The sequence below is a fragment of the Psychrobacillus sp. NEAU-3TGS genome, from assembly GCF_029955155.1.
Taxonomy (GTDB): Bacteria; Bacillota; Bacilli; order Bacillales_A; family Planococcaceae; genus Psychrobacillus.
Map to the genome: position 1 here is coordinate 72,608 of NZ_JAPNOZ010000004.1, position 13,328 is coordinate 85,935.

The following is a 13,328-nucleotide window of genomic DNA, read 5'->3' on the forward strand; positions in this document are numbered from 1 at the left end:
ATATTATACAAACTGACATTTAAAAAGGTACAATTACAAACAATCGAACATGTCAAAGGAGATCTTTATGAGGAATATCATTTTCGCTTTGAACGATGACTCTCCCAAATACAAGCAAATCTACGAACAGTTTAAACTGCTTATTGAACGGGGCGACATACAACCGGACAAGCAGCTCCCTTCTATCAGACAGCTTGCTGAATCCCTTCATGTAAGTCGTAATACAACATTAACAGCTTATGATCTTCTTGTAGCGGAAGGCTATGTCCGTGGAGAAGGAAGAAGAGGTTATTTTGTCAATGAAATAGATCCGATTTCATTTACAGAAGCATTAATCGCTCCCAATAAAAAGCAGACAAAGCCAGTGACGCCTGTTCACATAGACTTTCGAGCAGGTGCTGTAGACCAAGCGCACTTCCCCTTAAAAATTTGGAGAAGAATCTCTAATCAAATACTAACCTTTCAGGAAAGCTTCCTATACGGGGACCCCTTTGGCGAATTGTGCTTACGTGAGCAAATTGCTATATACTTGCTTCACTCTCGTGGGGTGAAAACAGATGCTAACGCCATCATTATTGGTAGCAGTACTCAACAAATGCTCATCCAGCTTGGACATATACTAAAGGATGATTACTCAAGTGTTATCGTAGAGGACCCTGGCTACGATGGTGCTAGAGAAGCTTTTCATTTTCACCGTCTTACGCTGGAAACTTTATCCGTGTATGAAACAGGAGCTGATTTTTCACAATTAGAACAGATGAAATCTCAAGTTATTTATGTAACTCCTTCGCATCACAGTCCAATAGGTGTGAGCATGTCCATTCAACAACGGCAAATGCTTATCCAATGGGCGAACAAAAGGGATGGATATATTATTGAAGATGATTATGACAGTGAGTTTCGCTATACACAGCAACCATTTCCTGCTCTTGCTTCTATTGATTCCTCAAGAGTCATTTATTTAGGAAACTTCTCCAAATCCTTTCTTCCAGGAATCCGCTTAAGTTACATGGTGTTGCCCCAAACACTTTTAAGCAGATATAAACAGCAGTTTCTTCATTTTGAGAGTACCTCTTCCCTGCTGAGCCAACTCACCATGGCAAAATTTATAGAAGAAGGAGAATGGAATCGCCACATTAAGCGAATGCGTCTTGTGTATAAACGAAAAATGCAGCATATAGTATCAGCATTGAATGAACATTTCGAGCAGCATATATCTATTATTGGTGAGCAATCAGGTTTGTACGTGTTAGTAAAGGTTCATCTGAAGTATTCAGAAGAAGAGCTAATTGAGCGTGCTTCTTTGGCCGGAGTGAAAGTGTATCCTACTTCACTTTACTTCATTAATAACAATACTTCCGAACCAATGATCAAACTTGGTCTTAGTAATCTTTCTAATGATGAAATAGGTCGCGGTGTAGAACTTTTAAAGAAGGCCTGGTTATAAAGTGAAACTTCAATCAGTGGGGGTTTTCGACGCACAGGACGTGCTAGTGGGGACGTTGCGACATGGACGTCGCGCTTTAAGTCCCCGTCATCCCCCACTGATTGTTAGTTGAGGCCCACACGATGTGGATCACACAGACGTTGCAAACGCTCTTTTATTTTGCGACGAGCTTTGCGCAGGAGCAACACGATGGTGCGTACTTAGTCTGCGATCATTCAATCGGGCGCATGCCAGCAGTTGATCTCCCACTTATCTTTTCGCTTTTCTTACATCATGAAGTAGGAGTCTTACTGCCCGTTAATGCGGGATAAAATAGTGCCAGTCACCCACACTATTTTTGAATAGCTTGAACGACTGGCAACTACATTTTTTTCACTTTGTGAAGAGCATGCGCAGCTCCCCATTCATGCATGGCTACTAAAATGGGTTCTAACCCTCTTCCGTAATCTGTAATAGAATATTCAACTTTCGGAGGTACTTGTGGATATACTTTACGCTCAATAATGTCCTCTTCTTCTAATTCGCGCAGTTGTTTTGTTAACATTTTCTGGGTGATTCCTGGTACTCTTCGTTTCAGTTCGCTAAATCTTTGAGTACCAGCTTGTAATAAAATTAATAATATAATTGGTTTCCATTTTCCTACAATTATTCCTAGCGCGTCTTCCACACGGCATAATTCTGGCTGCATATCCATCTACTTTCACTCCTATAGTATCTTTTTGTATACTATACCACTTATAAGTGCGTACTTAAGTAATAAACACTTTAGAATTATACTAGCATTAATGAAAGGTAGGGATAGAAATATGGAAAAATATCATATAGATGAAAGTAAAGGTCTGGAATTTGGGCTTTATACACTTGGAGATCATATTCCTAGCCCACTTACCGGAGAGCGGATTTCTGCTGGGCAGAGGATTCACGAAATTATTGAGTTGGCCAAGCTTGCAGAGCAAGCAGGCCTAGACTTTTTTAGTGTAGGAGAAAGTCATCAGGAATATTTCACAACGCAAGCTCATTCTGTCGTGTTAGCTGCAATAGCACAGGCAACTAGCAAGATTAAAATTGCAAGTTCTTCTACGATTATTAGTACATCAGATCCTGTCCGTGTCTATGAAGATTTTGCGACGATAGATTTAATATCTAAAGGGCGTGCAGAAATTATCGCTGGTCGTGCTTCACGCATTGGTCTCTTTGAATTACTCGGCTATGATGTTCGAAATTACGAAGCGCTATTTGAAGAGAAGTTTGCGTTATTATGTAAGATTAATGAGGAAGAAGTAGTCAATTGGAGTGGGGAATTCCGCGCTCCTTTAAATAATGCACAAGTTATCCCCCGTCCCCAAAAAGGCTCATTGCCTATTTGGCGTGCGGTTGGTGGGCCACCAGCAAGTGCCATTAAGGCTAGCAATGCGGGGGTTCCAATGATGCTTGCCACATTGGGCGGACCTGCTACTAGTTTTAAAATATCCATTAATGCATACCGAGAAGCTGCAAAGCAGAGTGGCTTTGACCCAAAGAAACTTCCAGTAGCAACAGCCGGATTTTTCTATGTAGCTGAAACAACACAACAATCTCAAAGAGAGACATATCCTTATGTAAACCAAGGTATGCAACTAATTAATGGTCGGGGTTATCCGGAGCAGCACTTTGTACAAGGGGCAAATCCACATGACGTCATGAATATAGGAAGTCCACAGCAGATCATTGAAAAAATACTCTATCAGCATGAGCTATTTGGCCATCAACGTTATATTGCACAACTTGATTTTGGCGGTATTCCATTTGATAAATTAATGAAAAATATAGAACTAATCGGGACAGAGATTTTACCTGCGATAAAAAAATACACAGCAAAAAAATAAATACATTTATAAAGACCGCTTAATGCTAGCGCATCAAACGGTCTTTATAATGTATATTCTACTCAGAAACTTCTTGCGCTACCGGTTTTCCCGCCTCCAGTAAAACTTTACTTCGGCCTAAGAAAACACCGACTATTAAGATTAGTATCCCCGTTCCTACAAGTAACCATTCGATTTTTACGACATCCGAGATTGGACCAAAAATAAGCATTCCAATTGGCATCATAGAAGTCGAAATCATTCCAAACACACCAAATACCCTGCCAAGATAATTGCTTTCCACTTTCTCTTGGACTAACACCATTGTCGGTGTATTGAAAATCGGCATCGCTACTCCGAATATCCCCATAAAGGCTAAGTAAATCCAAAACATAGGAATGATTCCAAGTGCAAACGTACAAATACCCATTAATATACTCGCGAATGTCATCGTGTGTACCCTGTTATTAAAGCCTCCCCAAGAAGCTATAATACCTCCTCCGACCATCATTCCAACCGAAAAAGCTAATTCAATTGCTGTTAAGCGCCATACATCATCCCCAAAGCTACGCGCCACTTGGAGTGGAGTTAAAAACGCTGCTGGTGCCATCAAAACAAAGAAAAAAGCGAAAAATAGAAAGAACTTCTTCAAAAAAGCATGCTGATTAATATATACTAGCCCTTCCTTAAAATCACTGAAATAGCTCGTTGTTTGTTTTTCAGATGCCTTTTCATGCACCGCAATTTTTAAGAATGCCAATAGCGTAAAAATCGCTATTGCTGCTGTAATGACATCGACGAAGAAAATCATTTCAAGAGAAGCCATCGTAAGCAATGCCGCACTGATCATGGGTGATACGAACATAATGATCGCTTGAATACTTCCATTCACACCATTTACTTTTGTCAGTTTGTCTTCCGGAACAATTTGGGGCAAAATAGCTCCAACCGCCGGGGTTTGAATACCCGTTCCAACTGCCCGAATCGCAGCCATAGCAAACAGTAACCAAATGGCATCATACCCCATTAAAAATACAATTGCGAGTACGAGGGTTGCTGTCGCGATCAAACCATCCGATACTATGATAAGTAGCTTGCGATTGTAGCGGTCAGCCCATACCCCTGCTACTGGCGATAGTATAAAAGTGGGGATAAAGCCACAAAGGATAAACAACGTCATCATCATACCAGACTGTGTAGTAAGCGTAATATGCCACATAATCGCATATTGCACTAAAGAAGAGCCAAAGAGTGAGATAGTTTGGCTACTTAAAAAGATAATAATATCCCTTTTCCAATTTTCATATACGGAATTCATCTTATTCACGACCTTTTCTATTTTCTATTTAAATAGTTTTTACTTAAAAGTAAATGGTATAGGTCTCTTTTTTCGTGGAAAGTAGCTACTACATTTTTATGTCTAAAGACAGCAAAAAAGAGGGCAGACTCGTCCCCCTCTTTTTTAATCATAAAATAAAGGTTTCCTAAAATAGACAGACCAATCCCATTTACTCTGCATTTAAGCAGAGCATCTGAACGTATTCAATTAACGGTTCAAAAATTGGATTCTTAGTCTCATTGATGCTGTCAAAAGGAAAACCTCCATTTCCATATAGTGAACTCGATTTTACCATACAGTTTTCGATTATTTCAACTATCAAAGGAAATAATCATTATTATTGCATTTCTTTTGTTGGCCCCATAACACCAGGAACTGTTAAACCTGCTTGACGTAGTAATACAGTCATTTGACCACGGTGATGAGTTTGATGGTCTATTAAGCCGCGTAAAAGTTTTCCGCGCGCTGTCGGTCCAACGAAACCATTCACTTCCTCTGATAACATTTCATCCGTTAGTTTAGCTGCTTCCGTTTTAAATGCTTCAGTTGCTCTCTCATAAGCTTGCACAATTTCTGAAACATCTGTTGGTACTGGCTCGTTTTGTCCCGGTCCCGGAACCTGTAGACCTGCAAAATGACCAAATGCCCCTGCTGCACCTACTAAGTGCCAAGCAAGCCAACCAAGTGTGCTATGTCCTTCTACAATTGCTTGATCTAGTGTGTCGTTTGTAATTGCTTGAAATACCTTTAACGTTCCTGCTGCTGAAGCTGTCCAATCTTCTATAAAATCTTCTACTTTACGATACATATATAGCCCTCCAATTTCATAATAACTTTCTCTTCCCATCATAGCTTATCGATGAATTTCTTTGCAACACAGAGGAAAATAAAGGAGCATTTATATTGGGTAGTTTGTGTTTAAGCATGCTAAAATTATATATGAAGACAAAAAATTGGAGGAAAAAAGATGTTAGCTAATTTCGAAGAGAATTTACAAAAGTATGCAAAACTATTAGTGGCAAAAGGTATTAATGTTCAATCCGGTGATTGGGTAAAAATGACCATTACGGTTGATCAAGCACCATTAGCACGATTAATCACAAAAGAGGCATACGATTTAGGTGCGGAAAAAGTTATTATTAAATGGTCTGATGATGAAATTAGCAAACTACATTATTTGCACCAACCTACAGAAGTATTAACTGACATCCCAGATTATGAAATCCAAGAATCGGAAGATCATGTTTTAAATCGTCGTGTGAGTCGTCTTTCTATTGTATCTAGTGATCCAGGTCTACTAAACGAAGTAGATCCTGCAAAAATTGCTGCCTACCAAAACATAGCGGGAAAAGCATTCCAAGCACAACGCATAGCAACTCAAAATGATGATTTGAAATGGACAGTTGCAGCTGCAGCTGGAGCAGGTTGGGCCGCACAAGTATTCCCTGACTTAACAACTTCGGAAGAACAAGTTGATGCTTTGTGGGACCAAATTTTCAAAACTTGCCGTGTTTATGCAGAGGATCCAATTGCAGCATGGGATGAACATAAGAAAACATTAAATGAAAAAGCGGCTATATTAAATGAGAGTCAGTTCGATGCATTACACTATACTGCACCAGGCACGGACTTAACGCTAGGTTTACCAAAAAACCATATTTGGGCATGTGCAGAAAGCTATAATCCTAAAGGGGAAGAATTTATCGCTAATATGCCTACAGAGGAAGTCTTTACTGCTCCAGATACACACCGAATGGAAGGTGTCGTACGTAGCACTAAACCACTGAGCTATGCTGGTACCCTAATTGAAGGTATTGAAGTGCATTTCAAAGACGGCAAAATTGTAGATATCTCTGCTGAAAAAGGTGATGAAACAATTAAAAAATTAGTTTTTGACAATGAAGGTGGGACAGGACTAGGGGAAGTTGCACTAGTTCCAGATCCTTCTCCAATTTCTCAATCAGGTGTGACTTTCTTTAATACACTATTTGATGAAAATGCATCTAATCACTTAGCTATCGGGTCAGCTTACCCGACAACGATACAAGGTGGGACAAAAATGAGCCAGGAAGAATTATTAAAAAATGGCATGAACACTTCCATTGTTCACGTTGACTTTATGATTGGTTCTGACAAGATGGACATAGATGGTATAAAGCAAGATGGCACGGTCGTTCCTATTTTCCGTAAGGGTGATTGGGCATTTTAACTATCGCCTTGTAAAAGAAATTCCCCAATTATTGGGGTGGTTCTTATGTGTAAGAAATGTTATACTAGTTTCATAACTGAATGATAAACGTGATACATGGAGGAGCCTGTCACAAAGGCCCCTTCATGTATTTTTTATGTTCAGAAAACTGTTTTATAGGAGGAAACTAGTGTTTATCGTACAAATAATTATCATTTTACTCGCAACAAAAGTAGCTGGTCAGTTAAGTATTCGACTAGGGCAACCATCTGTGTTAGGTAAGATTATAGTAGGGATTATTTTAGGTCCGGCACTCTTAGGCTGGGTACATGATACAGAGATCGTTTCTATCTTCAGTCAAATCGGTGTTCTTCTTTTAATGTTTTTGGCAGGGTTAGAAACGAACTTGAAGGATTTAAATCGTAATTTAAAAGCTGCCTCACTCGTTGCCATCGGAGGTATTATTGCTCCAATCATAGGTGGGTATATCGGATCTCAATATTACGGTTTATCTGTTTCAGAATCTATTTTTATCGGTTTGTTATTATCCGCGACTTCGGTCAGTATTTCTGTTCAAACTTTAAAGGAGCTCGGTTGGTTAAATAGTAAAGAAGGATCAACCCTACTCGGGGCAGCTGTTTTAGATGATATCATTGTTGTTATTTTAATGGCTGTTGCTATGAGCTTCTTCGTTGGAACAGATGTAAGTATCGGGTTATTAATAGGGAAAAAAATCTTATTCTTCATCCTAATTATTTTAGCTTCTAAATGGTTAGTTCCGAAGTTTATTCAAATATTTTCTAAGTTTAAAGTTACAGAAGGGGCATTAAGTGCTGGACTAATCATATGTTTTAGTTTTGCCTACTTTGCTGAGTATCTTGGAATTGCAGGAATCATTGGGACGTTTTTTGCTGGTATCGCTATTGCACAAACGAGATTTAAGGAAGAAATTGAGCATAAAGTGGAGCCGATCGCATATGGAATTTTCGTTCCGTTCTTCTTTGTCAGTATTGGTCTTGCTGTATCGTTTGAAGGCATTGGAAACCAAGTTGGATTAATAGTTGTATTCTCCATAATTGCTATCCTTTCCAAATTCTTAGGTTCAGGTATCGGGGCTCGTTTATCTGGCTTCCAGACGAGATCATCTATGGGCATCGGGGCAGGAATGATTTCAAGAGGAGAAGTCGCTTTAATATTAGCCGCTATGGGACTAGAGAGCGGTCTATTACCAACAGAATACTATACAGCGATGATTATTGTAGTTATTGTTACAACACTTGTTACCCCTCCATTATTAAAAATATTTTTTGGGAATCGGGATTAAATATTTGTGCCAGGAACCTAAGATGGGTCCTGGCACTCTTTTACTTTTGGACTCTAATATTAGAGGGATGACAAAAACACTCTAACGTATGATCATTCACCATTCCTACCGCCTGCATATACGAATAACAAATCGTTCCTCCTACAAATTTAAATCCATCTTTTTTCAATCGCTTGCTCATATAATCGCTTATTTCACTTGAAACCGGTACTTCTTTTGCTGTCCTCCAATGATTCACAATTGGTTTGTTATCGACAAAGCTCCATATATAATTTGAAAATGAACCATATTCCTTCTGAATTCTCAAAAATGCTTTGGCATTAGTTACGACGCTTTGAATTTTTAGCTTATTCCGCACAATCCCCGTGTCTTCTCTTAATGATTGCATTTTTTCATCTGCGTAACGCGCAATTTTTTCTGCATCAAATGATCAAATGCTTGTCGATAATTTTCTCGCTTTTGCAAAATCGTCCACCAACTAAGCCCCGCCTGTGCCCCTTCTAGACATAGCATTTCAAATAACTCCCTATCGTCAAATACAGGTACTCCCCATTCATTATCGTGATACTCGACATATAGAGGCTCTTTTGTAACTACCCACGCACATCGTCCAGTCATTTGTCCTTCCCCCTTGTGCTATCTATTATAGTGAGAGTATACCACACATACGTTCTATACAAATACTTTGATATTGTTTCTTTCTTGACATATAAATTCAATTGCATTGTGGTTATACACGTAAGTATATAACCATATAAGTATAATAGCTAAATAGAAAAGTGGTGAATCCATTGAGCAAACTTCTTGATCATGACAAACCAATATATATGCAAATTCGAGAGAAAATTGAAGATCAAATTGTAAACGATCAGCTGAAAGAAGGAGAACAGGCTCCATCTACAAATCAGCTAGTGACCTTTTACAAAATCAACCATGCCACTGTATCAAAAGGAGTCAATCAGTTAGTAGATGAAGGTATTCTTTTTAAAAAGCGAGGGATTGGAATGTTTGTAGCAGAAGGGGCAAAAAGGAAGCTCATTCAAAAGCGAAAAGATGCATTTGTAGATGATTATATTGTGGGATTAGTGCAGGAAGCTGAAAAATTAGGAATATCTGAGCGGGAAATCATTGAATACATCCAAAAAATTAAAGGAAGTGAAAAAGCATGACATTAACAATAGAAGCAACCGATTTAAGTCTAACTTACGGAAATCAGCATGCATTAAGAAAAGTAGCATTCCGTTTAAGTGATAAGAAAATTTACGGTTTTTTAGGGAGAAACGGTGCAGGAAAAACCTCTCTTCTATCTATATTAGCTTCTTTTCGAGAGCAAACTTCCGGTTCTTTAACTATTAATGGAGAAGCACCATTTGAAAATCCAAATGTAATGCAACAAGTGGCATTTATATACAGTAAAGATTATAAAGAAGAATCGGATAACATAAAAGAAATCCTCGAAGGTGTGGAAAGATACCGACCACATTTTGATAAGGAATACGCACAGCATCTTACCCAAAAGTTTCATTTACCACTAAATAAAAAAGTAAAAGAATTTTCAAAAGGAATGCAATCCGCACTCAATGTCACTATGGGATTAGCTTGTCGAGCACCGATTACGATATTCGACGAGGCATATTTAGGAATGGATGCACCAACAAGGGAAATTTTTTATCAAGAATTACTGGAAGATCAAGCAAAGCATCCAAGAATAATAATTATTTCTACACATCTTGTGTCTGAAATGGATTATCTTTTTGAAGAAGTGCTTATTTTGCATAAAGGAAGTTTAGTTTTACAGGAAGAATATGAATCGCTCATATCAAAAGGAGTATCTATTACTGGAGCTGCTAACGAAGTCGATGAGTTTGTACAATCCATGAAACTACTAAATGTGCAGCAGTTAGGTAATACAAAATCTGTAATGGTTTACGGGGAACTAACTGATCTAGAAAGAAAAAATGCACAAAAAAGAGGGCTCGAAGTAGGTCCAATTTCATTACAGGATTTGTTTATCCACTTAACTGAGGAGGGAAACTAAGATGAATCAAAAAACAATTTATCCCAAGGTAGCCACGGATTTGTTTTGGGTTCAATTCTTTTGGGCACTCGGTTTTTTAGGTGTTCTCCTCATTGTTCAGATCATTAAAGCGATACTCTCTATTACTAAGGGGATTGAAATGAACGATTATTTCGATGCAGTTTTTATAGCAGCTAATATTTTTATGCTTGTTATTGGCATTATCTCATCTTACGGGTTCCTTCCCTATTACGTGAGAAACGGGGTCACACGAAAAGATTATTTTAAAGGTTCTACTATAGCATCTGTTGGTCTTTCCATCACTATTCCAATCATTGCTAGCATTATATCTGTCATTCAAGTTTTTATAGTAAACGTAATCAATCTTTCGATATTAAAGGATAGCTCATTTGGCAATGCTACGGGAGATGAAGGTAATATTGTTGCGGAGATAATTCTCTCGATTATTTTCACACCTTTTGTAGACCTTCAAAGTAATTGGCTATTAGCTATTTTCGTCTTTGCTTTAAATATTTTTATCTATTATCTCGTCGGTTGGTTGATCGGCTCTGGGTTTTATCGATTTGGCGTTCTATTTGGTTTATTCTGTATAATTCTAGCATTTTTGGTTATCTATGTGGAGGATTTACTGCTAAGCATTGCATTAGACTTACCTGTCCATGATATGTTCGCTTCCGTGCAACTTCCTATATATGTGGCTGTAATAGGTATATTCGTTCTAGCAAGCCTTACTTTATGGATGATTCGTCAACTGACTAAACGTGTAGCTATTAAAATGTAAATACTAAAAAGCGTGCCCTTTATGAAAAATGGGAACGCTTTTTTATATTACTCAAGATACTTGTTACTTCCTATAAATTATAATAGGGTCTGTTCAGAAACAATAACCCCGTCCTCATCCGCATATACATACTCTCCAGACTTCCATTCGATACCACCAAAGTAAAGTGTACCATTACGCTCGCCCTTGCCAGCTTTTTTACTTTTTAGTGGATATGTTCCTAACGCCAGAATACCCACATTCATTTTAGCAAGTTCTGCGGAGTCTCTCACATAACCATTAATAATTATTCCTGCTAACTTTCTTGACTCTGCGATGCCCGCTAGACGATCGCCTAGGAGTGCACATCGTTTAGAACCATGTCCGTCTACTACAACGACAGAGCCTTCTTCTACATTTTCTAGTGCTTCGACTACGAGCACATTATCCTCGAATACATTTACTGTTTCGATTTTTCCTGAAAAACGTGTTTCTCTTCCGAAAGAACGGAATTCGATATCACAAATTTGTAAGGAATTTGAATGATCGTCGCATAAATCGGTAGTCTTAAAATCTAGCAAAGCTGTTTCCTCCTCGTCTTTTCTTTTTTATATTATTTAATATTCATTCCTAGTATACATCATAAACTTTCCTGGATTGTATGTAACACGACCCTATTTATAACAGGGATTATATTCTATTTGCATTTGCTTTTAGTTTTTCTAGTTCTAGTTCAATTTGTTTCACATCAATGCGTTCATATAATGGCTTGATAGATGTGATTTGCAACGGTAGTTTTTCAATAACATTCCACTTGTTTATTGTTACACTTAACATACGCCCGATGTCTTGACAAGCAAAAGGTAGAAAAGGTTGTAAAAGTTGAGCTAAATTTTGAATGATATATACACAAGTGGCTAGTGTCTCTTCGCAATGTATTTTGTTATCATTCACTGCAATCCATGGTTGTCTTTCATCAAAATAACGATTTGCAGCACGGACTGCTTCAAAAATAGTTTCTATTGCTTTTTTTAAATGTCCCTCTTCTATTAACCGTCCCACTGATGGATATAAAGAAGATACGTCTTGTTGTATAGTCGCATCTACCTCTACTTTAGGTACTTTTGAATCAAATGTTTTTTCAATAAACTTTAGGTTACGGTTCACAAAATTAGCGAAAGCACCTAGCAACTCACTATTATGGCTGTAAATAAATTCACGCCAGGAGAAATCCGTATCACGATTTTCTGGAGCGTTGACCGTTAAAAAATAACGTAGGGAATCGGGATGGTAATCTCGCAAAATATCCGGCACCCAAACCGCCCAATTTTGACTGGTAGATAGTTTTCGTTTTTCAAGCGTTAAATACTCATTCGATATAATATTCGTGGGAGTTCCTAAATTTCCAAGACCCATTAAGATGGCTGGCCAGATTACCGTATGAAATGGAATATTATCTTTTCCGTGAATATAATAGGAAGTCGTATCAGCATTCCACCATTTTGACACGTCTATATTATACTGTTTTCCCCATTCAAGACTTGCCGTATAATATCCTGCTACCGCTTCAATCCAAACGTAAATCTTTTTCCCTTCAAATCCTGGTACTGGTACATCAATGCCATTTGGTAAGTCTCTTGTCACTGCCCGGTCAGGAAGTCCTTCTGCTAAATAACGTTTCGTAAGAGCAATAGCATTATCTCTCCACTGTTTCTCAGACTCTGCTTTTGCAACGTATCCCTCTAATTCCTTTTGAAACTTACTGAACGAAAAATAGAAATGCTCTGTTTCCCGAATTTCTGGTTCATTCCCACAAATTTTACACCTTTTTTCAAGCAGGTCGAGTGGATCTAAAATGGTGGAGCAGTTGTCACATTGATCGCCACGTGCTTTAGCACTGCAATTCGGACAGATTCCTTCGACAAAACGATCGGGTAAAAATTGCCCGTCTACTGTGCAATATGCTTGTTCAATTTTCTTTTTGTATAAAAATCCATTTTTAAGCAAGGTTAAAAATATTTTTTGTACGGACTTGTGGTGATGGTCATCATCTGTTCGTGTGTATAAATCAAAGCTAAAACCAAGTTTTTGAAAAGAATCCACAAATTCATGATGATAATGATCTGCAATTGCTTTTACGGTTGTACGTTCTTGATTGGCACGAATCGAAATTGGTGTGCCGTTACAATCACTCCCTGAAACGTATAATACATCCTCTCCTTTTTGGCGAAAGTATCTCGCTAAAATATCCCCTGGTAAAAGTGCTGCAATATGTCCTAAATGCAGCGATCCATTTGCATACGGCCAAGCGCCACCGATTAAAATTGACAATTATAAAACCTCCTTTAAAATAAAAAAAACGCCCTAATCGTAAAAACGATTAGGACG

At 38.2% G+C, this 13,328-nt stretch carries 13 protein-coding genes, 1 pseudogene and 1 other annotated feature (1 of these 15 cut by a window edge); of the genes and pseudogenes, 8 read left to right on the top strand and 6 right to left on the bottom strand.

What is annotated here, in order from left to right; translation table 11 throughout:
• The first annotated feature begins 67 nt into the window (after positions 1-67).
• Together pdxR and OR571_RS01260 are read left to right on the top strand one after the other, a co-directional pair.
• The gene (gene pdxR, locus OR571_RS01255; RefSeq protein WP_282241057.1) at positions 68-1,447 is read left to right on the top strand and encodes a MocR-like pyridoxine biosynthesis transcription factor PdxR; all 1,380 of its coding nucleotides are present in this window, start codon (positions 68-70) and stop codon (positions 1,445-1,447) included.
• Between the two features lie 122 nt (positions 1,448-1,569).
• On the top strand, positions 1,570-1,758 hold the full coding sequence (locus OR571_RS01260) for a hypothetical protein (protein WP_282241058.1): 189 nt from the start codon (positions 1,570-1,572) through the stop codon (positions 1,756-1,758).
• Between the two features lie 50 nt (positions 1,759-1,808).
• On the opposite strand, the gene OR571_RS01265 is transcribed toward OR571_RS01260, so the two are convergent.
• Positions 1,809-2,141 carry a winged helix-turn-helix transcriptional regulator gene (locus OR571_RS01265; protein WP_282241059.1) on the bottom strand — a complete coding sequence of 111 codons (333 nt, stop codon included), beginning with the start codon at positions 2,139-2,141 and terminating at the stop codon, positions 1,809-1,811.
• Positions 2,142-2,253: 112 nt separating this feature from the next.
• On the opposite strand from OR571_RS01265, the gene OR571_RS01270 reads away from it, so the two are divergent.
• Positions 2,254-3,312: an LLM class flavin-dependent oxidoreductase gene (locus tag OR571_RS01270; RefSeq protein ID WP_282241060.1), complete on the top strand. Its 1,059-nt coding sequence runs from the start codon at positions 2,254-2,256 to the stop codon at positions 3,310-3,312.
• 58 nt (positions 3,313-3,370) lie between these two features.
• Here the strand turns inward: OR571_RS01270 and OR571_RS01275 are convergent, their stop codons facing one another.
• A complete protein-coding gene (locus OR571_RS01275; protein WP_282241061.1) occupies positions 3,371-4,609 on the bottom strand; it encodes an MFS transporter in 1,239 nt (412 codons plus the stop codon).
• 358 nt (positions 4,610-4,967) lie between these two features.
• Positions 4,968-5,438 (bottom strand): DinB family protein, encoded by a 471-nt coding sequence (locus OR571_RS01280; RefSeq protein ID WP_282241062.1) that lies wholly within the window; start codon positions 5,436-5,438, stop codon positions 4,968-4,970.
• A gap of 159 nt (positions 5,439-5,597) precedes the next feature.
• Between OR571_RS01280 and OR571_RS01285 the strand changes: the two genes are divergently transcribed.
• On the top strand, positions 5,598-6,839 hold the full coding sequence (locus OR571_RS01285; protein WP_282241063.1) for an aminopeptidase: 1,242 nt from the start codon (positions 5,598-5,600) through the stop codon (positions 6,837-6,839).
• Positions 6,840-7,008: 169 nt separating this feature from the next.
• Positions 7,009-8,142 (top strand): cation:proton antiporter, encoded by a 1,134-nt coding sequence (locus OR571_RS01290; protein WP_282241064.1) that lies wholly within the window; start codon positions 7,009-7,011, stop codon positions 8,140-8,142.
• Between the two features lie 40 nt (positions 8,143-8,182).
• Here the strand turns inward: OR571_RS01290 and OR571_RS01295 are convergent.
• A pseudogene (locus tag OR571_RS01295) lies at positions 8,183-8,760 on the bottom strand (DNA-3-methyladenine glycosylase I).
• A gap of 209 nt (positions 8,761-8,969) precedes the next feature.
• On the opposite strand from OR571_RS01295, the gene OR571_RS01300 reads away from it, so the two are divergent.
• From OR571_RS01300 to OR571_RS01310, 3 genes are read left to right on the top strand one after another with little or no spacing between them, the layout of a single operon-like run.
• Entirely contained in the window at positions 8,970-9,311 is a 342-nt protein-coding gene (locus OR571_RS01300) for a GntR family transcriptional regulator (protein WP_400789956.1), read from the top strand.
• Positions 9,308-10,180 (top strand): ATP-binding cassette domain-containing protein, encoded by an 873-nt coding sequence (locus tag OR571_RS01305; RefSeq protein WP_282241066.1) that lies wholly within the window; start codon positions 9,308-9,310, stop codon positions 10,178-10,180. Before OR571_RS01300 ends, OR571_RS01305 begins: the two co-directional genes overlap by 4 nt.
• A 1-nt stretch (position 10,181) precedes the next feature.
• Positions 10,182-10,961, top strand: a complete 780-nt coding sequence (locus OR571_RS01310) for a hypothetical protein (protein ID WP_282241067.1) — start codon at positions 10,182-10,184, stop codon at positions 10,959-10,961.
• Between the two features lie 77 nt (positions 10,962-11,038).
• Here the strand turns inward: OR571_RS01310 and rraA are convergent, their stop codons facing one another.
• Together rraA and metG are read right to left on the bottom strand one after the other, a co-directional pair.
• Positions 11,039-11,521, bottom strand: coding sequence for a ribonuclease E activity regulator RraA (gene rraA / locus OR571_RS01315; protein ID WP_282241068.1), 483 nt, complete (start codon positions 11,519-11,521; stop codon positions 11,039-11,041).
• 109 nt (positions 11,522-11,630) lie between these two features.
• Positions 11,631-13,271 carry a methionine--tRNA ligase gene (metG, locus tag OR571_RS01320; RefSeq protein WP_282241069.1) on the bottom strand — a complete coding sequence of 547 codons (1,641 nt, stop codon included), beginning with the start codon at positions 13,269-13,271 and terminating at the stop codon, positions 11,631-11,633.
• Positions 13,272-13,318: 47 nt separating this feature from the next.
• Positions 13,319-13,328 (bottom strand) — a binding site (T-box leader); it runs 230 nt beyond the window's last position.

Coding starts and splice junctions, on each gene's coding strand:
- pdxR (WP_282241057.1), top strand. CDS start 68: ATGAGGAATATCATTTTCGCTTTGAACGATGACTCTCCCAAATACAAG.
- OR571_RS01260 (WP_282241058.1), top strand. CDS start 1,570: ATGTGGATCACACAGACGTTGCAAACGCTCTTTTATTTTGCGACGAGC.
- OR571_RS01265 (WP_282241059.1), bottom strand. CDS start 2,141: ATGGATATGCAGCCAGAATTATGCCGTGTGGAAGACGCGCTAGGAATA.
- OR571_RS01270 (WP_282241060.1), top strand. CDS start 2,254: ATGGAAAAATATCATATAGATGAAAGTAAAGGTCTGGAATTTGGGCTT.
- OR571_RS01275 (WP_282241061.1), bottom strand. CDS start 4,609: ATGAATTCCGTATATGAAAATTGGAAAAGGGATATTATTATCTTTTTA.
- OR571_RS01280 (WP_282241062.1), bottom strand. CDS start 5,438: ATGTATCGTAAAGTAGAAGATTTTATAGAAGATTGGACAGCTTCAGCA.
- OR571_RS01285 (WP_282241063.1), top strand. CDS start 5,598: ATGTTAGCTAATTTCGAAGAGAATTTACAAAAGTATGCAAAACTATTA.
- OR571_RS01300 (WP_400789956.1), top strand. CDS start 8,970: ATGCAAATTCGAGAGAAAATTGAAGATCAAATTGTAAACGATCAGCTG.
- OR571_RS01305 (WP_282241066.1), top strand. CDS start 9,308: ATGACATTAACAATAGAAGCAACCGATTTAAGTCTAACTTACGGAAAT.
- OR571_RS01310 (WP_282241067.1), top strand. CDS start 10,182: ATGAATCAAAAAACAATTTATCCCAAGGTAGCCACGGATTTGTTTTGG.